At 55.7% G+C, this 23540-nt stretch carries 23 protein-coding genes; 12 read left to right on the top strand and 11 right to left on the bottom strand.

Translation table 11 applies throughout. From position 1 onward, the window contains the following. Positions 1–665 precede the first annotated feature (665 nt). Positions 666–1484: a prephenate dehydratase gene (gene pheA / locus QFX31_RS06640; protein ID WP_348531334.1), complete on the bottom strand. Its 819-nt coding sequence runs from the start codon at positions 1482–1484 to the stop codon at positions 666–668. Further along, positions 1481–2740: a hydroxymethylglutaryl-CoA reductase, degradative gene (locus tag QFX31_RS06645; RefSeq protein ID WP_348531335.1), complete on the bottom strand. Its 1260-nt coding sequence runs from the start codon at positions 2738–2740 to the stop codon at positions 1481–1483. The genes pheA and QFX31_RS06645 overlap by 4 nt, the downstream gene beginning before the upstream one ends. Before the next feature lie 69 nt (positions 2741–2809). On the opposite strand from QFX31_RS06645, the gene QFX31_RS06650 reads away from it, so the two are divergent. After that, complete coding sequence (locus QFX31_RS06650; protein WP_348531336.1) at positions 2810–4339, top strand: beta-ribofuranosylaminobenzene 5'-phosphate synthase; 1530 nt, start codon at positions 2810–2812, stop codon at positions 4337–4339. Between the two features lie 14 nt (positions 4340–4353). Further along, the gene (locus QFX31_RS06655; protein ID WP_348531337.1) at positions 4354–5403 is read left to right on the top strand and encodes a M42 family metallopeptidase; all 1050 of its coding nucleotides are present in this window, start codon (positions 4354–4356) and stop codon (positions 5401–5403) included. Positions 5404–5595: 192 nt separating this feature from the next. On the opposite strand, the gene hisS is transcribed toward QFX31_RS06655, so the two are convergent. Continuing rightward, positions 5596–6975, bottom strand: coding sequence for a histidine--tRNA ligase (gene hisS, locus QFX31_RS06660; protein WP_348531338.1), 1380 nt, complete (start codon positions 6973–6975; stop codon positions 5596–5598). Between the two features lie 50 nt (positions 6976–7025). Between hisS and QFX31_RS06665 the strand changes: the two genes are divergently transcribed. The 5 genes from QFX31_RS06665 to QFX31_RS06685 all read left to right on the top strand — a co-directional run bounded on the left by QFX31_RS06665 (position 7026) and on the right by QFX31_RS06685 (position 12301). Next, the gene (locus QFX31_RS06665; protein WP_348531339.1) at positions 7026–7241 is read left to right on the top strand and encodes a DUF131 domain-containing protein; all 216 of its coding nucleotides are present in this window, start codon (positions 7026–7028) and stop codon (positions 7239–7241) included. Between the two features lie 2 nt (positions 7242–7243). Further along, the gene (locus QFX31_RS06670; protein WP_348531340.1) at positions 7244–7513 is read left to right on the top strand and encodes a DUF131 domain-containing protein; all 270 of its coding nucleotides are present in this window, start codon (positions 7244–7246) and stop codon (positions 7511–7513) included. A 179-nt stretch (positions 7514–7692) separates the two neighbouring features. Beyond that, positions 7693–10842, top strand: a complete 3150-nt coding sequence (ileS, locus tag QFX31_RS06675; protein ID WP_348531341.1) for an isoleucine--tRNA ligase — start codon at positions 7693–7695, stop codon at positions 10840–10842. Between the two features lie 40 nt (positions 10843–10882). Beyond that, positions 10883–11368: a bifunctional nuclease family protein gene (locus tag QFX31_RS06680; protein WP_348531342.1), complete on the top strand. Its 486-nt coding sequence runs from the start codon at positions 10883–10885 to the stop codon at positions 11366–11368. A gap of 15 nt (positions 11369–11383) precedes the next feature. Continuing rightward, on the top strand, positions 11384–12301 hold the full coding sequence (locus QFX31_RS06685; protein ID WP_348531343.1) for a ribonuclease Z: 918 nt from the start codon (positions 11384–11386) through the stop codon (positions 12299–12301). Positions 12302–12350: 49 nt separating this feature from the next. On the opposite strand, the gene radB is transcribed toward QFX31_RS06685, so the two are convergent. Beyond that, the gene (gene radB / locus QFX31_RS06690) at positions 12351–13016 is read right to left on the bottom strand and encodes a DNA repair and recombination protein RadB (protein ID WP_348531344.1); all 666 of its coding nucleotides are present in this window, start codon (positions 13014–13016) and stop codon (positions 12351–12353) included. Between the two features lie 316 nt (positions 13017–13332). Further along, positions 13333–13677, bottom strand: coding sequence for a DUF555 domain-containing protein (locus QFX31_RS06695; protein ID WP_348531345.1), 345 nt, complete (start codon positions 13675–13677; stop codon positions 13333–13335). Between the two features lie 66 nt (positions 13678–13743). Between QFX31_RS06695 and QFX31_RS06700 the strand changes: the two genes are divergently transcribed. Then, the gene (locus tag QFX31_RS06700; RefSeq protein WP_348531346.1) at positions 13744–14016 is read left to right on the top strand and encodes an amphi-Trp domain-containing protein; all 273 of its coding nucleotides are present in this window, start codon (positions 13744–13746) and stop codon (positions 14014–14016) included. Positions 14017–14376: 360 nt separating this feature from the next. On the opposite strand, the gene QFX31_RS06705 is transcribed toward QFX31_RS06700, so the two are convergent. Together QFX31_RS06705 and QFX31_RS06710 are read right to left on the bottom strand one after the other, a co-directional pair. Continuing rightward, positions 14377–15084, bottom strand: coding sequence for an RNA ligase partner protein (locus tag QFX31_RS06705; RefSeq protein WP_348531347.1), 708 nt, complete (start codon positions 15082–15084; stop codon positions 14377–14379). Between the two features lie 196 nt (positions 15085–15280). Next, a complete protein-coding gene (locus QFX31_RS06710) occupies positions 15281–17437 on the bottom strand; it encodes a tetratricopeptide repeat protein (protein ID WP_348531348.1) in 2157 nt (718 codons plus the stop codon). A gap of 232 nt (positions 17438–17669) precedes the next feature. Here QFX31_RS06710 and QFX31_RS06715 point away from each other — a divergent pair, with 232 nt between their 5' ends. Beyond that, on the top strand, positions 17670–18923 hold the full coding sequence (locus QFX31_RS06715; RefSeq protein ID WP_348531349.1) for a UbiD family decarboxylase: 1254 nt from the start codon (positions 17670–17672) through the stop codon (positions 18921–18923). 55 nt (positions 18924–18978) lie between these two features. Here QFX31_RS06715 and QFX31_RS06720 read toward each other — a convergent pair whose 3' ends face one another. The 3 genes from QFX31_RS06720 to fpoO all read right to left on the bottom strand — a co-directional run bounded on the left by QFX31_RS06720 (position 18979) and on the right by fpoO (position 20170). After that, the gene (locus QFX31_RS06720; protein ID WP_348531350.1) at positions 18979–19536 is read right to left on the bottom strand and encodes an MBL fold metallo-hydrolase; all 558 of its coding nucleotides are present in this window, start codon (positions 19534–19536) and stop codon (positions 18979–18981) included. Positions 19537–19636: 100 nt separating this feature from the next. Then, positions 19637–19981, bottom strand: a complete 345-nt coding sequence (locus QFX31_RS06725) for an OB-fold nucleic acid binding domain-containing protein (protein WP_348531351.1) — start codon at positions 19979–19981, stop codon at positions 19637–19639. 15 nt (positions 19982–19996) lie between these two features. Then, positions 19997–20170 (bottom strand): F420H2 dehydrogenase subunit FpoO, encoded by a 174-nt coding sequence (gene fpoO, locus QFX31_RS06730; RefSeq protein WP_348531352.1) that lies wholly within the window; start codon positions 20168–20170, stop codon positions 19997–19999. 327 nt (positions 20171–20497) lie between these two features. Between fpoO and QFX31_RS06735 the strand changes: the two genes are divergently transcribed. From QFX31_RS06735 to QFX31_RS06745, 3 genes are all read left to right on the top strand, one after another. Continuing rightward, positions 20498–21871: an MBL fold metallo-hydrolase gene (locus tag QFX31_RS06735; RefSeq protein ID WP_348531353.1), complete on the top strand. Its 1374-nt coding sequence runs from the start codon at positions 20498–20500 to the stop codon at positions 21869–21871. A gap of 328 nt (positions 21872–22199) precedes the next feature. Further along, positions 22200–22358: a hypothetical protein gene (locus QFX31_RS06740; RefSeq protein WP_348531354.1), complete on the top strand. Its 159-nt coding sequence runs from the start codon at positions 22200–22202 to the stop codon at positions 22356–22358. 139 nt (positions 22359–22497) lie between these two features. Then, a complete protein-coding gene (locus tag QFX31_RS06745) occupies positions 22498–23010 on the top strand; it encodes a hypothetical protein (protein WP_348531355.1) in 513 nt (170 codons plus the stop codon). On the opposite strand, the gene QFX31_RS06750 is transcribed toward QFX31_RS06745, so the two are convergent. Beyond that, positions 23007–23504 carry a deoxyuridine 5'-triphosphate nucleotidohydrolase gene (locus QFX31_RS06750; protein WP_348531356.1) on the bottom strand — a complete coding sequence of 166 codons (498 nt, stop codon included), beginning with the start codon at positions 23502–23504 and terminating at the stop codon, positions 23007–23009. The genes QFX31_RS06745 and QFX31_RS06750 overlap by 4 nt on opposite strands. Positions 23505–23540 lie beyond the last annotated feature (36 nt).

Below are 23540 nucleotides of genomic sequence, written 5' to 3' on the forward strand. Positions count from 1 at the left end.
TCTCTTTCGTGGCCACACCTTTGCGGTTCTGGCGAAGAATACAGCGAACCTTCGCCTGGGTCAGCTTCATATTCCGGACTATTACGCCGGAGTTAGATGAGACGCGAAATAATTTCGGGACTCCACAAGTTGAAGCAGCAGTGGAAAAGGTCAAAAATCGACGTGCTGCGAAGAAATCGAAGATTTCTGATGCAGCACGGGTCAAAGGCGCAGGATTGAGGGTCCTGTCACGTAGGTGTTCGCGGGTTCGAATCCCGTCCCCCGCATTCCTGCGTATCGATTTTTGAGCTATAACTCCCAGAGAATTTATTACCGAAATCCAAGCACGATCATACCATATGACCAACCACAAACCCAGACACACTAACCGATGACGTATGTAAGCAACTTGCTTGCAGGTAGTTTACCTTCGTTGAGTTGATCTCGATGGGCCGGCTCCTGTAGATGTTTATCTTGAACAATGTCGGCATGGAAATCGACTCATTGGACATGTTAATACTTGTCCGACGCCCTGCAGCGTGGTTGATGACTGCGAACTGCCTGAAGCTATTGCTTTTGCACTTATCCACACGTGGTAGGTAGACTGCCTGCTTGCACATCACTGAAATTATTGGAGATACGATACCGATAGCAGATCGACGCATTACCATGAGTGTTCTACAGTATCACTCTAAAACCGCCTGGCCTTTCGGATACGACCCCAGGACCCTGACCATGTTCGCGGCCTTTTCGATGCCTTCCAGCGCCTCCCTCACAGCATCGTCCTCCATGTGACCCTCAAGGTCTATGAAGAAGTAGTAATCCCCCAGCTCCCTCCTGCTGGGCCGCGACTCTATCCTTGTGAGATTGATGTTTCTGACCGCGAACTCTCTTAGAATAGAGAAGAGCGCTCCTGGCCTGTCCTTTTCGAGGTAGACGACTATCGACGTCCTGTCATCGCCTGTTCTCCTCGACATCTCTCTTGATAGAACGACAAACCTGGTCACATTGTTCTTGGAGTCCTGTATGTCCCTGTCGAGCACCTTGAGCCCGTATGTCTTCGCAGCCTCCAGGTTCGCTATCGCGGCCATCTCCGGGAACTCCTGAGCCAGCCTGGCTGCATGGCTTGTTGAGCCTGTGGTTCTAACCTCAACACCCGGATACCTGCGCCTTATGTACTGCCTGCACTGCGCGAGCGCCTGGGGATGTGAGAGTATGATTCTGACACTGTCAGGATCGCCTCTCCCCAGAAGACAGTGCCTTATCGGGATCACAACCTCCCCGCATATGAAGAGGGATCTTCTGAGAAGAAGATCCAGCGTCAGGGCCACAGATCCCTCCAGGCTGTTCTCCAGCGGAACAACCCCCATATCCGCATCACGGCGCTCCACGGCATCAAAGACGTCCTCTATATCATCGAAGTAAACAAGCTCTGCATCTGGAAAGCGCCTCGCTGCGGCCATCTCCGAGTATGAGCCCCTCGGGCCCAGAACGCCTATCCTCAATGGGAACCACCCAGCTCTCTTAGAAGCTCGGACGCACGCTCTATGTTTATCCTCTGCTCTGACGCCATTCTCTCAGCGATGATCTCCACCATCTCTCCCCTTGCTCCGGCCTGTAGCGCGATGTTTCTCGCGTGCAGCGACATGTGCCCGCGCTGGATGCCCTCTGTGGCAAGAGCTCTCAGCGCCGCGAAGTTCTGGGCGAGGCCGACTGCTGCCATCACCCTGCTGAGCTCATCCGCAGATCTCACTCCGAGTATCCTCACAGCCGCCCTGGCCACGGGATGCACCCGCGTGGCCCCGCCCACAAGCCCAACCGCCACAGGAAGCTCTATCGTGCCCACAAGATCCCCGTTGCTATCGATCTCATATCTTGATAGAGATGAGTACTGCCCGGATCTGGCGGCGTATGCATGCGCTCCCGCCTCGACCGCGCGGGTATCATTGCCTGTCGCGAGAACAACAGCTGTAATCCCGTTCATGATCCCCTTGTTGTGCGTGGCAGCCCTGTAGGGATCGACCTCGGCGAGCGCTGCGGCCTTGAAGACCGCAGAGACCGTCTCCGCTCCTCCTATTGCGTCTGCTTTGAAAACAGCCCGCGCCCTGGCGAGGCGCATGTCCGCGAGATTCGAGATTATCCGGAGATGAACCCTCCCGCCGGTAAGCCGCTCGATCTCAGGAGCCACAGCCTCTGCCATTGTGTTAACAGCGTTCGCGCCCATCGCATCCCTGCAGTCGACCAGGAGGTGAGTGACGACCATCGGGCCGGCTCTGGAATCGATGACGTGCACCTCCAGGCCCACAGCCCCCCCGCCGAGCCTGACGAGCATCGGGTCGACCTCGTTTGCGATCCTCGTTATTTCAGATGCGTGCTCCAGGATCCTGCACCTCGCTCCATGCGGATCCTTCAGATCAACAGCCTGTATCTGGGCTCTCATCACAGGCCCCGTTGAGCTGGTGAAGAATCCGCCGCCATCGCGCGCCATCCTGGCTCCGTTGCTGGCAGCTGCTATGACAGATGGCTCCTCGGTTGCCATCGGCACCAGAACCTCGCGCCCGTCTATTATGAAGTTTGTAGCGATCCCGAGCGGAACCTGAAAGAGACCTATCACGTTCTCCACCATCTTGTCTGCCTGCTCCAGACTCAGACCGCTCTTTATCATCTCCTTTATCTCAGCATCACCGCAGGCCTCAACGATCTTTCCAAGCCGCTCATCGGGAGGCAGCTTGTAGAATCCCGGGAGTCTTGAACTCGTCATCTCAATGCCCCATCCAGCCAGGATTCAGAAAGGGAAAAACTTTATTCTATTCCACCAGATTCCACAAACATGTCCTTTGCCTTTCCCGTGGCCCAGGAGATAGCGAAGCTCGAGAGGATTGTTGGAAGGCTCAGTCCTGTGCAGAAGATGCTTCTGGGAACCGACGGCTCTGTGACGAGCCTGCTGGAGGTGATCACAGGCTCGCCTGTGGGAATCGAGACGCTGGAGCAGAGGGTGGTGCCCGCGACCGGGGATGTCGCCAGGGAGCTCAACATTGAGGTCGGGGAGGAAGTCAACTACCGTGTTGTCAGGCTGAAGAACGCCCGCACAGGCGAGACGCTGATACATGCGGTCTCATACACCCCGCTCAAGAGGCTGGAGCCCGGGTTCAGGAACGACCTGATGCGCGCTGACATCCCGATAGGCCAGATACTCCACAAGCACCGCATAGAGTCGCGAAGGGATATAACAAAGACAGAGTGCGAGCAGGCGGACGAGAGGATGAGCCAGCTCTTCAACATCTTCCCCAGGGAGCTGATGCTCTCAAGGAGATACAAGATCATAAGAAAGGGCGAGCCGCTGATCGCCATAAGAGAGACATTTCCATACAACATGTTCCAGGACACGCGAAGGGTGATCATAGAGACGCCTGCAAGGATCCACATGACGCTCACAGACCTCTGCGGCGAGGCCGGGCGGGTCGATGGTGGAGTGGGGATTGCGCTCGATAAGCCGAACATAGTCGTGGAGGGAGAGATCGACAGGGATCTATCAGTCGATGGAGATCAGGCTGATAGAGCGCTGGACGCGGCGAAGAAGGTCGCAGAGAGATTCGGCCTTGGAGGGGCGCGCATATCTGTCAGAAGCTGCTACAGGACGCATGTGGGTCTGGGCAGCGGGACACAGCTCGCTGTGGCGGTCGGAAAGACGCTCTGCGAGCTTTACGGCAAGAAGGCGAGCATCAGAGAGATAGCGTCTGCGGTGAGCCGCGGCGGGACCAGCGGAATAGGTGTCGCGGCATTCGAGATGGGCGGGTTCATTGTGGATGGGGGACACACGTTCGGCCCTGGCAGGGAGAAATCAGACTTCAGGCCGTCCTCTGCCAGCGCCGGGGTGAGACCGCCGCCTGTGATAGCGCGCCATGACTTCCCTGAGAGCTGGAATATCGTGCTTGCTGTTCCTAACATAGAGAAGGGCGCATACGGCCAGCGGGAGGTCGATATATTCAGGGAGTACTGCCCTGTCCCCCTCTCAGATGTCCAGGAGCTCTGCTACCAGATAATGGTGAGGATGCTGCCGTCTGTTATTGAGGAGGACCTCGATACGTTCGGGATGGCGGTGAACAGGATACAGCAGCTCGGCTTCAAGCGTGTGGAGGTCGAGCTGCAGCATCCTATGGTCAGAACGCTGATGCAGGAGATGGTATCGGCTGGGGCGGCATGCGCCGGCCTGAGCTCATTCGGCCCCACGGTGTATGCGATAACCGACACGAACACCAGGGAGATAGAGTCAGCAGCCCGCGATGTGATGGGCGATATCGGTGGGGAGATTATTATAACAAGATCTAGGAACGAGGGTGCCAGGATAAGAACCGCGTAGATAGGAGGATCTGGATGAGATCTTTGCTTGAGAGGCTCAGCAACGCCCATGGAATCTCGGGGAGGGAGGGGAGCGTGATGGAGATCATAAGAGATGAGCTGGCTCCCCACGTCGATGAGGTTAAGAGGGACACGCTGGGAAACCTGGTCGCTACCAGGAGGGGCAAGAGGCCGTCTGTGATGATAGCAGCACACGCCGATGAGATAGGCCTGATGGTCAAGTTTGTGGATGAGAAGGGCTTCGTGTACTTCGTTAAGATCGGCGGATGGTTCGACCAGACGCTTCTTAACCAGAGGGTGGTACTTCACACAAAGAACGGCCCCGTCTTCGGCGTCATCGGGTCAAAGCCGCCGCATGTGATGAAGGAGGAGGACAGGAAGAAGCCTGTCGAATCCAGGGACATGTTCATAGATGTCGGGGCGAGGGACCAGAACGAGGCGAGGGTGATGGGGATCCTTCCCGGGGTGCCCATAACAATCGACAGAACATTTGTCTCCCTCAGAGGGGACAGGGTCACAGGAAAGGCGTTTGATAACCGTGCCGGTGTGGCGATGATGATAGAGGCCATGAAGAGAACCAGGACTGAGTGCACGGTGTATGCGGTCAGCACAGTGATGGAGGAGGTCGGCCTGAAGGGCGCGAAGACATGCGCGTTCGGCATCAAGCCCGATCTAGCAATAGTCACGGACACGACGATCCCAGGGGATCATCCGGGCATAGAGAAGAAGGACTCCGCCCTCGAGATGGGGAAGGGGCCGGTCATAACAGTCGTGGACGCATCCGGTCGCGGGCTGATAGCAGATCAGGATGTCCTCAACTGGCTCCAGGAGACAGCAGATCAGTTCAGCATACCCGTACAGCTCGATGTCTCAGGTGGCGGCACGACTGATGCGACCGCTATCCAGCTCTCGAGAGAGGGGGTGAAGACAGGAGTTGTGAGCATCGCCACGAGGTACATCCACTCGCCTGTGGAGGTTCTGAGCCTGGAGGATCTAGATAAGGGAGCGGAGCTGATAGCCAGGGCGCTCGAGACCGCTCCGAGGTACTTCAGGCGTGAAGGTTAACCAACAGCAGATCATCGCTGCCTAGACAGTCCCGGGCCGAGACAGTCTCGAACCGTTTTACATCCGGGATGGCGTTGCCGTCAGCAGGAAGATCCGCTGGGCATATCTCTTTTTCGGGAAACGCTCATGGCGCAGGTCACCCATCTGGATGAAAATTGGTCTGCATTCAATGACCATTTCCGTACCAAAACCCTATTTTTGCGGTGTAATAGTTCGACCAAAAGCGCTTCGCAGTCGCTCCTCGATCTCCTCTATGCCCAGCTCCTCCTGAGAGCCTCTCACCATATCCCTGAGAACCAGCTTCCCGGAGTCGAGCTCCCTTCTTCCCACGATTATGACATGCTCAGCACTGATCGCGGATGCGGATTTCAGCTGAGCGCTCAGGGAGCGTCCCATGACATCTATGATTACAGGAAAAACATTCCTGAGGCGCTTCGCGATTCTGATGGCATCGATCTTCACATCGGGAGTAAATGCAAGAACCACAGGGGGCTTTGGTCGATCGACCTCGCCGACGACCTCCATTATCCTGTCGAATCCGATGCCAAATCCTGTGGAGAACGTCTCCGATCCGCCGAAGAGGCTGGCCAGCTCATACGATCCGCCGCCGCATATCTGGTTCTGGGCTCCCAGACCGGAGGCGTATATCTCGAAGACCGTGCCGGTGTAGTACTCGAGACCGCGCACTATCTCGAAGTCGACGGTCGCCTCAACACCGTATGCGTCCAGAAGCTCCAGAGTCTCCCTGAATTCGCCCAGGTTCATCTCAGACTCCGGAGATCTGCCGGCTCTCGCAGATGCACGTCCTCCCTCTCTGCCGGCCGCACCAGCTGCCTCCTCCACAGAAGAATGCGCAGTGCCGGTGCCTTCTGTTGAGATCTCGATCGATGAGAGATCTGAGATCAGCTCCTCGGCTCTGTCAAGCGCACCCCTTCCCTTCAGGCTGATCAGCTCCATGATCCCGAGATCCTCAGCCCCGATGCTCTGGAGCAGCTCCCTGAGCGCATCCCTCTCCTTCTTGTCGATGAGCCTCATTATGCCCTGCCTGTGCGCCTCAGGGACCATCTTCAGCATGGATCTTATCAGTCCCAGATAACCGATGTGGATATCCCCTCTGATCCCAACCGCTCTTAGGGTCTCATCAGCCATCGCTATGACCTCTGCCTCGGAGTCGGAGCGCCTCCCGCCGATGAGCTCGCAGCCGAGCTGCCAGAACTCCCTGAACCTGCCCTTCTGCGGCCTCTCGTACCTGAAGCAGTTGGCGAAGTAGTAGAGCCTCAGTGGCTTTGGAGCGCTGTGGAGCTCGCTGACGTACATCCTCATCACAGGCGCTGTGAGCTCCGGCCTGAGGGCGATATCCCTGCCGCCCTTGTCCCTGAAGCTGTATATCTCCTCTATGACCCCCTCACCTGATTTGAGCGTGAAGAGCTCCAGATGTTCGAAAGTCGGGGTCGCGACCTCGCGGTAGCCCCATCTCTCCATCACATCGATCATTTTCTCCCTGACTGCACGCCTTCTGTGGGCCTCCTCAGGCGGGAAGTCCCTGGTTCCTCTGGGTCTCTGGATCATCACCCACGAATTCGCAAAAATGCCTTTATATCTTGCGGCTATACTGTGGATGAATGCTCCGCCTGATCGGCTGGTCTCTGATACTGATTGGGATCTTCGTCACAATCATGTCGCTCCTCTCCATCGATCTCGGAGAAAGCGAGTTCGGGGGAGTGATCCTCATAGGCCCGATACCGATCGTCTTCGGCTCCACGCCGAGCATGGCGTTTGCAGCCATGATTCTCGCGATAGCGCTCATGCTGATCTCGATAGCGCTCTGGAGGAGATAGACTTGCTGCTTCTTGGGATCCTCATGATCGTCTCTGGAATCATGCTTCTGATGGTGGAGAGCATGATGCGTGAGCGTAGATATGATACTGAGAAGACAGAGATGCCTGCAGACCGCAGGGGAGAGATCCGGGGCGGAGCGGTTGTCATGATCGGACCTCTACCAGTGGTGATAGGCTCGGATCAGAGAATGGCTGCAATGCTCATGGCCCTGGCCATCGCCCTCATGGCCCTCTGGCTGGTATCAGCGTATCTGGGAGACCTCAAACCATAAAGTTCTCATCTCAGGCGTGATGTGGATGCGATCTCCTGGGAGAGTATCGATGAGATCAGGTTTTGCATAGTGCGAAATTGTACGATCTTGTTTTGGAATATCCTACAGATCGGAGACCGCATAAAGGCTAAATAGAGCATCACCAAATGGTCCAGAGCTGCTTTACTGGAGGACTGGGTGTGATCGTCGAGGTTCCAGGACAGTACAACCCCAAGAATGTCGAGGATGAGGTCAGAGAGCTCTGGCATAGAGAGGATACCTACCACAAGGTCAGGAGACTGAGGTCAGGTGGAAGGCGGTTCTTCTTCGTCGATGGCCCGCCGTACACGACCGGCAGGATTCACCTCGGCACAGCCTGGAACAAGGTGATCAAGGACTCCATTCTAAGATACATGTCCATGAGGGGACATGAGCTCAAGGACCGGGCCGGATGGGACATGCACGGACTACCCATAGAGGTCAAGGTCGAGGAGCACCTCGGATTCGGGAGCAAGAGGGACATCGAGACATACGGAGTGGACAGGTTCATCGAGCAGTGCAAGAGCTTCGCATTGAGACAGAAGGATGAGATGACGGAGCAGTTCAAGTCCCTCGGGGTATGGCTCGACTGGGACAACCCGTACATGACGCTCAAGAACGAGTACATCGAGGCGGCATGGTGGACTCTGAAGAGAGCACATGAGAGGGGACTGCTCGAAAGAGGTTTGAGGGTGGTGAACTGGTGCCCGAGGTGCCAGACCGCCATCGCCGACTCCGAGGTCGAGTACTGGGATGAGAGAGACCCCTCGATATACGTCAAGTTCCCTGTGGAGGGAGAGGAGAACACATACATCGTGATATGGACGACAACACCCTGGACGATTCCAGCGAACGTTGCTGTCGCTGTTCATAAGGACTTCATGTACTCAAAGGTCAGGGCATGGCGCAGGGATGGCACATATGATATTCTCATAATGGCAACTGATCTCATAGAGAATGTCCTGAAGCAGGGGAGGTACGTGGATTATGAGATACTCGAGAGCATGCGGGGAGAGGACCTGCTCTCGCTGACCTACAGAAACCCGCTAGAGGATCTGGTCCCACCTCAGAGGGATTTCGTCCATGGAGTTCATCTTGCTGATTTTGTAACCGCTGAGAACACGGGAATCGTGCACATAGCCCCGGGCCACGGCCTCGAGGATTACGAGCTCGGCCTCGAGAAGAAACTCCCGATATTCTGTCCTGTCGGGGAGGACGGGAGATACACATCAGAGGCAGGCGAGAAGTATGAGGGGAAGTACGTGAGGGACGCGAACCCAGAGGTAGTGGAGGATCTCATGGAGAGGGGCGCGCTCCTTGCGAGTGGGGAGCTGGTGCATCGATACGGCCACTGCTGGAGGTGCAAGACGCCGATAATATTCATAGCCACAAGGCAGTGGTTCATCAGGATATCTGATCTGAGGGAGCAGATGCTACAGGAGATCGAGAGGGTCTCCTGGTATCCGGAGTGGGCAGGGTCTGCGAGATTCAGGGACTGGATATCGAACGCCCGCGACTGGTGCATATCCAGGCAGCGGTACTGGGGAATTCCCCTGCCGATCTGGATCTGCAGGAGCTGCGGCTCCATGGATGTCATCGGCACAGCCGCGGAGCTTGAGATGAGGGCTGGCCGGAGTGTGGAGGATCTGCACCGGCCCGCAGTGGACGATGTGAAGCTGAGATGCAGCTGCGGAGGCGAGATGGAGAGGGTGCCGGATGTCTTCGATGTGTGGTTCGACAGCGCTGTCGCCTCGTGGGCAACGCTGAACTTCCCGAGAGAGGAGAGGGATTTCGATATCTGGTGGCCTGCTGACTTCATAACAGAGGGGCATGACCAGACCAGAGGCTGGTTCTACTCGCAGCTCGGCGCGAGCATGGTTGCATTCGGCAGGGCCCCGTACAAGAGCGTGTTGATGCACGGGTTCACCCTCGACGAGCAGGGCAGGAAGATGTCAAAGAGCATAGGGAATGTTGTGCATCCAGAGGATGTCGTTGGTAGATACGGCGCCGACACCCTGCGCTTCTACGTCCTTTCATCTAATGCACCCTGGGAGGATCTACACTTCAGCTGGGAGGGGGCGATGAATGTCAACCGCATGCTCAACATTCTCTGGAACGCATACCGCTTCCCACTGCCCTACATGATACTGGACAGGTTCGACATCTCGAAGGCTGATACAAGCAGGTACAATCTCAGGCCTGAGGACCGCTGGATCATCTCAAGGGTGAACTCGCTCGCAAAGGAGATCGAGGAGAACATGGCGGGGTACATGCTCCACAGGGTGACGAGATCGCTGCAGAATTTCATTCTTGAAGATCTATCGAGATGGTACATCCAGCTGGTGCGCCCAAGGACCTGGATCGAGACCGATGATCCCGACAAGCTGGCGGCTTATGCAACCCTCTACAGCGTCATGTCGACCCTGGTCAAGCTCATGGCGCCGTTCACGCCGTTCCTGGCTGAGAGCATCTACCAGAACCTCGTGAGGGGTCTGGATCCGGGTGCGCTGGAGTCTGTTCACATGTGCGACTGGCCCGGCTACAGGGAGGATCTGATAGATAAAAGGCTCGAGGAGAGCATGAGCTACGTCAGAGAGATCTCGGAGGCTGTCTCCAATGCAAGGCAGAAGGGCGGAAGAAAGCTCCGCTGGCCGGTCTCCAGGATAATAATCTCATCCGATGAGCAGCTTGATCTCAGGGATCTCGTCCATGTTCTCAGGACGCAGACCAACTCCAAGGATGTGATAGTCCTGCCTCCGGGAGAGAAGCCTGAGATGAACCTGGAGGTCTCAGTTGTTCAGAAGAAGATAGGTCCTGTGTTCAAGGGAGAGTCAAAGGATGTGGTCGAGGCTCTCACATCCATGGATCCGAGGGAGGTGAAGCGGATCATAGATGGAGGAGAGCCACTGGAGTGGAAGGGCAGGAGCTACACGATCACAAGCGAGATGGTCGAGTTCAGGGAGATACCTCCTGCGAACCTCATACCGGCCGAGTTCTCGAAGGGCATTGTGTACGTGGACATAACGCTCACTGACGAACTCAAAGCCGAGGGGTACGCGCGCGAGATCATACGGAGGATACAGGACATGAGGAAGGATCTGGATCTGAAGGTGGACGAGATGATCCGGGTGTCCGTCGCGCTGGACAGCAGTGAGGTTCTCGGGCTTGTATCCAGCTGGAAGGACCACATAAGCAGCGAGGTAAGGGCGACTCTTTTAAGAATGGGAAATGATTTAGATATTGAGGGAGAACTCACAAAGGACTGGGAGGTGGACGGCGTAAATATAAGGGTCTCAGTGGCAAGAGCCTGAAACCCCCAGGCGGGATCTCCCTTTCCGGAGAGGAAGTCAAATGTCAGATGAAACCTATGAGGATGCTGGTGAGGATAGCATTGTGCCTGTGCGCGTGAAGGGTGTTTACATAGCAGAGACGCTGGGCGGAGCCCCCTCACCCGTGGTCCTCCTCGAGGACGAGAGATCGCGGATAGTTCCGATCTTCGTCGGGCTCTCAGAGGCTATATCCATCCACAACGCCCTCTCCGGGGAGGTCTCGCCCAGGCCGATGACCCACGACCTCTTCATATCAGTCCTGGAATGCCTGGAGGCGACGATCTCGGATGTGCTCATAGACGACCTCGAGGGAGGAATATACTATGCCAGGCTCTCGCTCGTGCACGGCTCCAAGAGGAGCGAGCTCGATGCGAGGCCGAGCGACTGTCTGGCACTGGCGATAAGGGCCAAGGCGCCGATACACATCCAGGAGAGGATCATAGAGATCTCTGGGATGGACAGGAGCGAGATGGAAGGTCTCAGGCGGCTCGACAGCTACATGCACTGACGTGATGGTGATCTTTTGCTCCAGGTCATCTTTCTGGGCACAGCCGGCTCTCTGCCCACACCTGACAGGAGCCTGCCGGCCATTCTCGTGAACCGGGAGGGCGAGCTTCTTCTTTTCGACTGCGGTGAGGGCACTCAGAGGCAGATGATGATCGCGAGGACCGGCATGATGCGGCTTAGCCACATATTTTTGACCCACCTTCACGCGGACCACATACTTGGGATACCCGGGCTCCTGGAGACGATGGCCTTCCAGGGGAGGGAGGATCCGCTCGTGATAGCCGGACCGCCGCGCACGGCGAGGATGGTGAGCATCCTGAACGGCCTCGGATGCTGCGCGCGGGATTTCGAGGTCAGGGCGCTGGAGCTTAAGCCCGGGGATGCTGTGCGGATGAATGGATACACTGTAAAGGCGATCGCAACCCAGCACAGCGTGCCGAGCCTGGGGTACATGCTCCTGGAGGACATGAGACCCGGGAGGTTCAACAGGGAGCGCGCGATAGAGCTCGGTGTTCCTGTCGGGCCCATGTTCGGGAGGCTCCAGAGAGGGGAGAGCGTGGAGATTGATGGGCGGTTGGTGAGGCCGGAGGACGTCCTTGGCGCTCCCAGACCCGGCAGGAAGATCGTGTACAGCGGGGACACCAGGCCGACGCGGGAGATCGAGGAGGCGAGCAGGAACGCGGACCTGCTCATACACGATGGAGCGCTGGCCGATGATATGCTCGACTGGGCTGTGGAGACGAAGCACACAACCGCAGGAGAGGCTGCTGCGCTCGCCGCAAGGGCCGGTGTGAGAAGGCTGGTTCTGACACACATAAGCTCCAGGTACTCAGAGGATACAACACCACTTCTGAACGATGCCCGGAAGGTGTTCCCTGAGACGCTCATAGCATCGGACCTGATGAGGCTCGATGTACCTCTTAGGGATGAGTAGTGGCCGGCGAAGCACAGATCTGATACGTCCAAACACTACAGCTGAGACATCAGACCAGACCGCTTGATGTTATCAGAAAATCTGCCACCTCACCCTCAGGCTGCGACCTGTGCTTCACCACGCGCATCCTCCTCCGCCCCTCGCCCAGTCTCTCCAGTGCAAGTATCGCCTTGCAGAGGTGCTCCATCGATGTGCCTCCAACAGGTCTGAGGACCCCCGTGTCGACATCCATGTACACCTGATTTGTTATAACCACAGGCATGCTGTGCCTTCTGGCGATCTCCTGGAGCTCTGATAGCTGTGCTGTCAAAGATCTCTTTATCTGGCGGTTATCATTTGCTTCAAGGGCAGCTCTGTAAAGTGATGTCGCGGAATCTAGAACAACGAGCCCGAAGCCCTGCCCGACGATCCTGGACGCATCCCTTATCGCCATGTGCTGCTGCTCGAGGCTGAGCGGCTGGAAGACCACGATCTTCGAGGCGATCTCCTTCGCATTCTCTCCAGCTATCTGGACGAACCGATCCGGAGAGAATCCCTCGGTATCTATGAAGATCACACGCGATCCGAGTTTCACGGTCTGCACTGATAGCTGTATCACTATGTTGGTCTTTCCGGTGCCGGATTCGCCGTATATCTGTGTGATTATTCCCGCCTCGAATCCGCCACCGAGGAGCTCATCGATGCTCTTGCATCCTGAGGGAATTCGTTTGATCATCTGCGAGAAGATGATGGTGAAATACTATAAGTGTTCCTGCGTGTTCCTGCACCGGTGAGGCTGAAGATCCGTGTGCTGTTGTGAGTTAAAGCCCCATGCTTTCCAAAGCGCATGCACAGAGAGCTGGGCATGGCATTCTTTCGCAAGCATACCATGAGCGTTTTTCTGGGGAGACGTGGTGGCTGCCATTTCTGTGCGACTTCCTCTCCGGCCTGAAGGCCCAGAGCTTCCTGCGCTTCGACTTTGTCGAAGCCTCTCGATTGCATCGAGAGCTGTCGAAGCCCTTCGACGAAGTCGAAGGTTTCATTACAGGCCTTCACTTCAGCCTCTCGACCTCTATCACTCGCAGCGGGACTGATCCGAGAGCCTTCCCTATCATCGCCTTTGCGATCCTTCCCGCGTGCTCCTCGCTCTCGGCGTTGAATATCTTTATCTCGAATATCAGTCCGACCAGGGCGGTTCCTGCGACAAGAAGAACACCCTCCAGCGGCTCCTCGCAGCTCGGGCAGTAGCTCTGGCCGACCTCGACCTCGACGTACTCCATGCTGCACTGGTTGAGCCTCTTTCCGGCCTCGGAGATCGCAACACCGATTGCATCATCAGCAGACTTCACGTCCCTGACTATCCACGCTCCCTCTAGAACTACCAAGAAGTTGGACATCTCATCGCTCCTGGAGATCGATAAGGTTATCTAAGTTGCGGATCGAGTATCCAAAAGGTGATGCGAATGGTCCAGATACCAGGCAGGGTCGGAAAGAGCTCCGGAATGCCTCTGAGCACTGAGAATGAGTTCGAGCAGGAGATATACGTAACGCGCGGCGAGATGGCGGGCTTCATTCGTGAGCTTGCATCTGCGATAGAGGCTGGCGGCAGGGTTGATGTCTCCAGGGACGACTGGACGCTGGGCGTCACTCCTATGGAACCCCTGAAGATCGAGATACAGTACAAGGGTAACAAGAGGGAGCTGGAGATCCAGCTCAAGCTGAAGGAGTCGCCGTAAGCGTGTTGGTGAGCATGCCAGGTGCAGGACGACGCGCCTGGTATGGATTATAGCTGAAATCGCAGGTATTATGCAGGATTGGCTGCGCAATCCTACGCAGGGAGCCTGCATCTGATACCATCACAGAGCGGCACAAAGCTGATGCAGGCTACCTGCATGTGTTGTGAATATTTTCATACTTATGCGGTCGAATCGCCGGAGCGGCGAACTGTGGAACTCCAATAAACCGCATCAGACGCCATCTCCTCCTGCTAAATTACCGGGCCGCCAGATCACCTGATGGCCTACGTTCGCAGCGGCCCCTCGCATCGGCGTCCATGAAATTATTCAACTGCACCGTCTCTTCCGGAGTTGCGAGACTCAGACCATCCGGTCCTCCAGCTCCTCTGTATGGAGGGGAACAAAGCTCATGTACTCCCGGACCATCTGCGGGAAGGCCCTAGCCTCCATGAACCTGAGCCCAAGCTGCTCTGCCCATCTCTGAATGCCGAGATCCTGGGATACGACTGCGGCATCCAGATCCTTGGCGAGCAGCAGAACATCTATGTCCGGGGCGCTGTCGAGTATGCCGTATCTCAGGGCCGCCCTGTACTTCTCCCGGAACTTTCTTATTATGCTCCCCACCACCTCCCTCTCGATCTCCTCCCTCATCTGATCCAGGCTCTCACCTGTCGCGCTGATGGAGATGCATCGCGAGACAGCCTCCCATATCGCCTCCTCCGACACATTCATCCCCTTGTTTATCCTGCTCCTCATGTAGTCCACGTACTCGTAGAAGATCTTCGAGGGTATCTTGACCCTGTACCTGTCGGGAGTCTTCTTGACGAGCCAGGTATCGACCTTTCCCATTATCGCTATGTCGCAGTTGTTGTTCCTGACAAAATCCCTTATCTCGTTGTAAACCGAGGGGTACGGGACGTAACAGCTTATACCAAGATGCAGCCTAGCCTGTGCGACTCTATGCAGGATCGCAGACATGCCATCGCATAGAGTGCTGCAGCCCTCGCTCTCCCACGCCTGCGAGTCTGTGAGGGCGGTGGTATCGAAAACAAACCTCTGGCGCAACATCTGCTGGCTTTATGGATGACAAACTATTAAGATGTGACTGGTCACAGGCAGCCTGTCCTGGTGACCAATCTCAAGGAGTCAGCCCGCCTGGCTGATCTGAGCTCCTCCGCAAGCTGCATGATCCTGCCCTAAGACAGGACCAATCCGTTGTACATCCGCTCTACGGCGCAGTTTGTGAAAACATCACATGCGAAGATCACAGGATTCCCAGGATCACATGCATTATCGCGTATGCTGTCCCTGCCAGTGCGATCAGCCCCAGAAGTATCCTTGCGGCGACCGACTCCCTCAGAGAGCTTCTGTGAGCCACAGGGGCAGCCCCTGAGTAAACGGCGTCGGCTGTGGCATCCGAGCTCTCAGATCTCAGCGGCTCATCGTAAGATGCTTCATCATGCTCATAATCCGCAAAGCTCTCGATGACGTATGGACCCTCCAGAGCGATCTCCGGGCGGATGGTCTCCGTACGAGCCAGAAGCGATGGTGCCGCGGCTGACACAAGCACGGTCTGCGCGGGCACGATGGATGTGCTCCCGACAGTCCGCTCCTCAGATACATCAGCTGCAGATCCCCTGAGATTCGCTGAACCCACCTCGACCACAGGCACCTCCCTGATCTCCGCGATGCTCTCCGCCTTTCTCCTTATCCGCTCGGTCCTGCCAACCGGTCCGGCTTCTGAGAGGTTCATGGACTCGTCCCATGCGTATATCCAGCCGGTCCTGTCGATCTCAGAGAGCAGGCTCTCTGCTGCTGCCCAGCCGATGCTCAGCAGGGCCTTTCTGTGAGCACCGTAGTTCAGTATGTCAGATGGGCTCATTCCCTGTACGAGCTCAGATCTTCCAGCCATCTCTAACGTCTCGGCGATCTTCTCGAAGCCCTCCACCTGCGATGCCCGGAGGTGCTCAGCCGCTCTTCTCAGGTTCGCGGAGGAGTCCCTCCGCTGCTTCTCATCATCCAGCGCTCCGTTGATGGCGACAAGCGCTTCGTACATCTCCTTATACGATCCAGGACTCCTGGCAAGCTCCCGAATGCCCCCCATCAGGTACTCGCATGCCACAGAGACCATGCCGAGTATCCGCCACGGCTCCGCTGCGTAGAGGTCTATGCTCCATAGCTCCTTTATCCCCTGCAAGCAACGGACAAGTGAGGCGACCTTCTCTCTCTCCTTCGATGCTGTGCTGGCGATCGTGCTCTCGAGCGCTGAGATGGCTCTCTCGCACAGGGCGACGGCCTCGTCCTCGCGGGGGTCCGCGCGGAGCTTCACAAGATAAGAGAGAGACCTCGCCTGACCTGCAGCCGCCCTCAGCTCGGAGATGAGGATCCTGGGGTGGAGAGATAGCTCACTGAAGCAGTCGGATGCTCTTGAATAAAGCTGAGATGACTGCTTCACATCCCCTTCAGCCGCGTACCTTCTTGCGAGCAGGCTGTAAGCGGCTGCGAGCGCTGCAACCGTGTTCGGGTATACGGGAAGCATCTCCTTTCTCAATATCTTCAGCGCACGCTCCAGAGAATCCCTGGCGGAATCGGGATCCTCCTTATCGAGATAGAAGCGGCCCATATTCGAGAGAACTATGCCCGCGTTCTGGCTCTGGCCGAGGTCCTCGAAGATGGAGAGGCTCCTCTCGAAGCATCTCTTCGCGTCATCCCACCTCCCCTTCTCTGCGTATACCCTGCCAAGACGGCTCAGAAGCCAGGCTGCACTCCTGCGATCCCCAAGCTGCTCAAACATCCTCAGGCTCTTCTCGTAATAGAGCACAGCCAGCTCCTTCTCGCCCATCTCCGCGTATACCCTTCCAAGAGATCCGGTCATCTGGGCGACGCCGAAGCTGTCGTTGAGCTTCTCGAACCCCTTCAGACCCTTGAAGTAGCACTCCACGGCACGATCCCACTGGTACGCGCGCCTGTAGGCAGATGCGAGGTTCCCCATGACATGGGCAGCGCTGCCCGGATCCCCTGCGTACTCGAACCCCTCCAGCGCTTTTTTGTAGTAGACGATGGCCTTGCCCAGGTCGCCCTTCTGCGCATGGACCTGGCCGAGGTTGTTCATCAGCACAGAGCGCACATGCGGCTCCTCTGTCTGGGAGAGGGCCTTCGAGTAGCATTTCATCGCGATCTCCGGCATGCCCGCCCGCCGGCATATGTCGCCCAGCCTCTTCAGCTCGTAGATGTTGCTCAGGCACTCGGAGAGCTCGCGACACACCTCCTCATCGATATCACCATCGAGACAGCTCTGCAGGAGCTTCACAACAAGACTGGCGCACCTGCCCTCGACAGATCTGGGCTCGATATCGCGAAGGGCGCCGGTGCCCCTGGAGAACGACTCGAATATCTCATGAAGCACTACTAATTGGTCCATCAGTATATCAAATGAGTTATATCTTTAAATAGTTTTTGAATGAAAGAGATTCTAATCATTATATTCCAAGACTGATTTTAATTTAATTCATTATCTATTTAAAAATACAGAATATATATCATTTTCATACTAATATAACATTAGTTTCTTTAAACAAAAATAAAATTCAGTGTTCACGCTGCTGCCCGTTCGAGGGGCGGGAATATATTAAGCATGCTTTTAACTACCGATCATGAGCCTCAGATCTTTCCTGGAGGATCTCCGCTCGGGTGGCGTTCTGGAGGAGATCCACGAGCATGTATCCACAGAGTATGAGCTGGCAATGCGCGCATCCGGAAGGGGACCCATGCTCTTCCACAATGCAGATGGACACATGTGCTGCATAAACATACTTGGGAGCAGGGAGCTTCTCGCCCGTGCCCTGAGGATGGACGCCAGGAACCTTGCGCGCGATCTATCAGCTGTTGGATATGAGGGACGTGTCAGAGAGGTCAACTCATCGCAGTTCCAGGAGAACATCCTGGAGCCGGATCTCTCGCAACTGCCAGTGCTGAGACACTTCAGGGGGGACGGCGGGCGGTACATAACATCGGGCGTTGTCGTGTCGAGGCTGGATGAGAGGATCAACGCATGCGTTCACAGGCTGATGGTTTTGGATGAGAGAAGGCTGGCTGCCAGGCTTGTCCCGGGAAGGCACACGCACCAGATGTACTCCAGAGCAATCGAGGCAGGCAGGAGGCTGCCGGTGGCGATCGCAATCGGCGTTGATCCCGTGGTCCTAATAGCAGCCTCAACAAGGGTGCCTGAGAGCAAGGAGTTCGAGTACGCATCCGCTCTCAGAGGGGATGTGGTTGAGGTCGTGACCCTCGGCAACGGCGTTCCGGTCCCGCATGCAGAGATCGTTCTGGAGGGTTACCTGACGGAGAAGAGGGCTCCGGAGGGGCCGTTTGTGGACATCACCGGCACGATGGATCTTGTGAGGGAGGAGCCCGTCATAGAGATCACGAGGATGATGATGAGGGATGACGCGATCTATCACGCGCTTCTTCCAGCAGGCGGGGAGCACAGGATGCTGATGGGCGTGCCCTACGAGCCGCTGATATACAGAGAGGCATCAAAGGTCGTGAGTGTCAAGAACGTGCTTCTGACAGAGGGCGGGTGCACGTACTTCCACGCGGTTGTTCAGATAGATAAGAGGGACGAGGGAGATGGCCTGAAGGCAATAAAGGCTGCGATGGCAGCTCACGGGAGCCTGAAGCATGTGCTTGTTGTCGACACGGATATTGATATCCACGATCCGAGGGATCTGGAGTACGCGATCGCCACCAGGGTTCGCGGCGATCAGGACATCTACGTGTATCCGAATGTGAGGGGAAGCACGCTGGATCCGAGATCTGTGGATGGGATAACGACAAAGGTAGGGGTCGATGCGACCGCAAAGCTAGACAGGCTCTGGAAGTTCAGGCGCGTGGCCAGACCATGGTGAGAGATGCAGAGCATCCATGCACCTGAGCATCCGCATTGCGATCGTCAGGATCAGATCATGCGAGTTCAACGTCGCGGCCGCCAGGGATCGAGAATGGCTTTCCATGGCCTGGAATCACAATCCTGGCGATGCCGGCGATCCTGTGCATGCTCTTCATGGCGAGAGCCCTGTCCACATGTAGCCTCGGCGGAAGATCCTTGATGTGGTTGTCAGCGGTTGGCAGAGCATCGCCGGCGATTACTATCTCACCGCTGCAAAGAACAGATATGCTGTCCAGGGTGTGACCGGGTGTTTCGATGACCCTCACGCCCCGCGCCAGAACGCAGCCCTCGCGGAGACCTGTATGGTAGGAGAGCACATCTGCGCTGCGGAAGATACCGTTGCAGCCCGTATGATCCTCATGGAGATGCGTGTTAACCACGATCTCTATGTCGTCTGGCGATGCCCCTGCTCTTCTCAGGCCATCAAAAACAATATCCTTCTCATCAGCGGATCCTGTATCCACCACCAGAATCCTGTCTGAGATGATCAGCGTCACGGACGAGCTTGCGTAAAGGATGTTTCCGGCCTCGTCCCTCTTGAGAGAGCCCGGCTTTACGAGCACGATTCTCATGGAACAGATCCCTACTGTGCTCAAAACTTAATGGCTGAGAACCCCGATCTTTGATTTCACCGACTCTTCGATCCATCAGGGCTCTTCTTAGCTCCTGTGATTACAGCTTTGCTATATCCGAGGGCCTGCGCACCTCTATCTCGCTTCTGCCCATGTACTCTGAGATGCGTCCTCTGACCTCGATGCGATCACCCGGTGAAAGGCTCCCTCTGACCCTCTCTGCAACCCTCGCGGGGAGGAAGATCTGCATCGGGGTTGAGTCCAGCGTGATTATGAGATGGCCGCCGGTGCGGGTCTCTCTGATGCTGACAATACTTCCGCTCAGAGAGATCTCGTCATCGGATCCAGAGGCTCCAAATGCCCAGTAAGCGACTGCCAGAGAGGAGAGGGCCATCAGAAGCAGGACTACCGCTATCTTCTCCTCCCTCTGAAGCCAGATGCCCACTGCCCCCCGCAGCTCTTACTTCTTGTTCTCCTTGGGACCGAACCGCTCCATCCACGCAGCGTTGAGCGCCTCGAGACAGCTCTCACAAACGCCCTTGTATGCGCCCTCGGGATTAGCAAGCGTGTGCACCTTGACCTTTATCGGTATCAGAGTCGGCTTTGCCACAGTACAGAGATCACAGTCTGCCATAGAGAACTCCTCCTGCTAGACCTGCTGGCGCTAATACAAATTTAAGCTTTCTCTCGCCAGGTGCGAGCACCTCCAACAGACTCGCTGGCTGGAACATATTTTGCCTCAGGCAGAGCAGGCCAAAAAAGGCACATCTCTGCAATTCGGTGGATCAGTAACATTACAGGGTTATGGTGCCAGGTGGCTTCTGTGCCGTCCTGGACGAGCACCATCCATGGCGGCGGTTCGTCATATTGTGCAGCAAATGCTGTAACAACGAGTGCATATAAAAAATAAAATATGCCGGTGCCGAAAGCTTAATCTCAAGATAGAAACAATCTCAAAAAGATGAATCTAGAGTTCCACGGTGCAGCGGGTGGTGTTACAGGTTCGCACATGGTTCTGGATGCCGACGGCATGCGAATCGGAATTGATGCGGGTCTCTTTCAGGGCAATGAGGCATCCAGGGACCAGGCAGATCTCGGTCATGATCCGCGCTCGATGCGAGTGCTACTGCTCACGCATGCACATATCGATCACAGCGGACGCGTGCCGCTATTGATCAAAAGGGGCTTCTCAGGTAAGATCATCTCAACCGCCGCTACGGTAGACCTCTGCGAGATCATGCTCAAGGACTCTGCACACCTTATGATGGAAGCAGCAGAGCATGAGATCCAACACAGTGATCAGCGACGCAACCCATTCGACCGACCACTTTACGAGGAGAAGGACGTTTTAGCGGCCATGAAGCACTTCACAGCGATTAGATATGATAAAGAGCACGACCTGGGTCGGTTTTCGATCAGATTCAGGGACGCTGGTCACATCCTGGGATCGGCGATTATCGAGTTATCATTCGGCAAGAAGAGGCTGGTCTTCAGTGGCGATCTCGGACGGCCAGGTGCTCCATTTCTTCGCGATCCTGAAAAGATTGATGGGGCAGACTGGCTGGTGCTTGAATCCACCTATGGCGATATGGATCATGGGGATATCGCCGAGAGAGGCAAGATGCTGCTGGATATCATTCTTGAGACGCTGGACCGAGGCGGAAATGTCGTGATTCCAGCCTTTGCCGTCGGGAGGACGCAGGAGATACTGTACGAGCTGAATCCATATGCTGAAAGGGGAATGCTAAATGGGGTGAGCTGCTTCGTTGACAGTCCGATGGCGATCTCTGCGACCGAGATCTACGCTCGTCACCCAGAATGCTTTGATGAGGAGACGCTCTCTCTGTTGAGAAGTGGAGACAGCCCGCTTGAGTTTCCTGGAATCCGGTATACAAGGTCGCGGGATGAGTCCAAGGCCATATACGATCACAAAGGGCCTCGCATCATAATCTCAGCGAGCGGAATGTGCACCGGCGGCCGGGTTCTGCATCATCTGATAAAGAATCTGGAGCATAAGGACTCCACGATACTCTTTGTGGGTTATCAGGCGGATGGAACGATAGGTAGAAAGCTACTGGACGGGGCAAGAAAGATTCGAATAATGGATAAAGATCTGGATGTTAAGGCCCAGATCAAGTCACTTGATGCATTTTCAGCTCATGCCGGCCGAAATGAGATCTTGAGCTGGCTGCGCTCGTTCAGGCAGTTCCCGGACAAGATCTTCCTCAACCATGGAGAGCATCGAGCAACCAGAGCACTTGCAGAGGCGATAGGAACCGAGTTCGGCTCAGAGGTCGTCATCCCGGCGAGGGGGCAGAGGTACAGGCTGTGCTGAGCCATAGCTGGAGAAATCAATCTTCATCGGGGTATTTTTGGCGTTTGGCGCTGGTTTCTGCTGGTATTACAAGTTCAGACGCATGCCTCCTTGTGGGATCTATGTCGCATCATGCCAGTACACGCTGATTTCTGACAACTTTTAAGTTACGCTCTTATCCATATGATGACTTGCCAGAAGAGGCACCGGCCCAGCTATGCGTTCTTGGATGACGAACATGTGCCTACAACAACCTGCTGCTTGACCTCTAAGTTGCTGAACACACAAGAGCGTTAAGTTATTCAAGACCAGGGCCCGAGATAGAATCTTAGCACAAATTTATTAAGTGATGAGGGTGAGATTAACGTGGGGGATATCATTGAAAGTAACATATACAGATAAAAGTGGGAAAAAGGTAGAGCAGACATTTAGTACCGAGGAAGAGGGCAAGAAGCTGAAGGAGAAGTTCAAGGCGCTGGGAATAACAGATGCAAAGTGGGAATGGTAACCAGAGACTATCTCAGCAGAAAGGGATTTGCTTCCTGCATCATCGCCCATAAGTATCTTTAAAAGATCAGTTTCGCTCCGAATACAGGCGGATCTTCGCCTTATTCGGAACATGTATTTGAGACTAGGCTGGTGAGATTGTGAATAGATTGGCCATATTAGTGGCGATTTTTGCACTGCTTGGATGCTCGGCTGCCCTTGACGCGAAGGTGATCACACCATGCGAGAGGACCCTTGTAGTCGATCTTGGAGAGGGTTACTACATTAATGCGGGCGACATCGATACATCCTCTGGTATCTTCATGGAGAACTTCACGATAAGCGGTGAGGCCGGTAAAGCAGATGCGGTGGTGTTCACGCCATACGATGAGATCCTGAAGATGTTGAGCAAGGAATCATTCCTGGATATAATGTCGGTGGCGCTGATGGTCGAGGCCACAAAGGAGGGATACGAGACCGGAAACTGGACCGCTTCCAGCTACTACGGAGCGCCTGTGATCGTGCATAACATGACATTCACCTCAGGTACCCTTGCGGGCAGCGATGGATACCTTGCGGTATGGCACGCGGGAGATGAGAGCTACATAATGCTGTTATCCATGCTGGACAGCAACACCACATCACGGATTATCAGCACTGCAAGGATAGTCTAGATGTTCTCCCCCTGGTAGGCTCCGCTGTAGGCTCTCTCCGCAGCGCCCTTCATGGTGATGAAGACGAGCTGCATGAGCCTTGCGTTCTTTTTGATGCGTATACCATGCGGGTTGTGAACCACGAGAAGCGACTGGGATCTACCATTGTACCCGGGATCCCAAACCGCAGCGGAGAGACTCGCCCCGCATCTAAGAAGGCTTGATCTGGGAAGCGCGAAAGCCATCATATCCATGGGCATCCTGACGATCTCGTTGAACGTCACCAGATAAGCGCCCTGCTCCAGGAACGCCCATCCATCTTCATCATACTGAACGACCTCGGTCTCTGCGACCCTGCGCTCGCTGTTGTCGAGGTCGATTGATCCCGACGACACAAACCTCTCGATGCTTCTGGCAGTGAGATCAATACCACATATCTGCTCCTGGATCTCTCTGTCTGCAAACGACTCCAGGTAGCTCAGAGCATCCCTTCCAGAGATCACCGACATGACCATCCCCAAGGGTTAAATTCGATGAGACCTTAAATATCA

Source organism: Methanothrix sp. (genome assembly GCF_030055635.1).
Classification (GTDB): Archaea; Halobacteriota; Methanosarcinia; order Methanotrichales; family Methanotrichaceae; genus Methanothrix_B.

Excerpts from the sequence above, each read along its gene's own strand:
- QFX31_RS06720 (WP_348531350.1), bottom strand. The coding sequence starts at position 19,536 with ATGAGAATCGTGCTCGTAAAGCCGGGCTCTCTCAAGAGGGACGAGGCC.
- QFX31_RS06735 (WP_348531353.1), top strand. The coding sequence starts at position 20,498 with ATGAATCTAGAGTTCCACGGTGCAGCGGGTGGTGTTACAGGTTCGCAC.
- QFX31_RS06650 (WP_348531336.1), top strand. The coding sequence starts at position 2,810 with ATGTCCTTTGCCTTTCCCGTGGCCCAGGAGATAGCGAAGCTCGAGAGG.
- QFX31_RS06700 (WP_348531346.1), top strand. The coding sequence starts at position 13,744 with ATGGTCCAGATACCAGGCAGGGTCGGAAAGAGCTCCGGAATGCCTCTG.
- fpoO (WP_348531352.1), bottom strand. The coding sequence starts at position 20,170 with ATGGCAGACTGTGATCTCTGTACTGTGGCAAAGCCGACTCTGATACCG.
- QFX31_RS06665 (WP_348531339.1), top strand. The coding sequence starts at position 7,026 with ATGCTCCGCCTGATCGGCTGGTCTCTGATACTGATTGGGATCTTCGTC.
- QFX31_RS06695 (WP_348531345.1), bottom strand. The coding sequence starts at position 13,677 with ATGTCCAACTTCTTGGTAGTTCTAGAGGGAGCGTGGATAGTCAGGGAC.
- QFX31_RS06710 (WP_348531348.1), bottom strand. The coding sequence starts at position 17,437 with ATGGACCAATTAGTAGTGCTTCATGAGATATTCGAGTCGTTCTCCAGG.
- radB (WP_348531344.1), bottom strand. The coding sequence starts at position 13,016 with ATGATCAAACGAATTCCCTCAGGATGCAAGAGCATCGATGAGCTCCTC.
- QFX31_RS06740 (WP_348531354.1), top strand. The coding sequence starts at position 22,200 with ATGAGGGTGAGATTAACGTGGGGGATATCATTGAAAGTAACATATACA.
- QFX31_RS06715 (WP_348531349.1), top strand. The coding sequence starts at position 17,670 with ATGAGCCTCAGATCTTTCCTGGAGGATCTCCGCTCGGGTGGCGTTCTG.
- QFX31_RS06750 (WP_348531356.1), bottom strand. The coding sequence starts at position 23,504 with ATGGTCATGTCGGTGATCTCTGGAAGGGATGCTCTGAGCTACCTGGAG.
- QFX31_RS06655 (WP_348531337.1), top strand. The coding sequence starts at position 4,354 with ATGAGATCTTTGCTTGAGAGGCTCAGCAACGCCCATGGAATCTCGGGG.
- QFX31_RS06680 (WP_348531342.1), top strand. The coding sequence starts at position 10,883 with ATGTCAGATGAAACCTATGAGGATGCTGGTGAGGATAGCATTGTGCCT.
- QFX31_RS06705 (WP_348531347.1), bottom strand. The coding sequence starts at position 15,084 with ATGTTGCGCCAGAGGTTTGTTTTCGATACCACCGCCCTCACAGACTCG.
- QFX31_RS06645 (WP_348531335.1), bottom strand. The coding sequence starts at position 2,740 with ATGACGAGTTCAAGACTCCCGGGATTCTACAAGCTGCCTCCCGATGAG.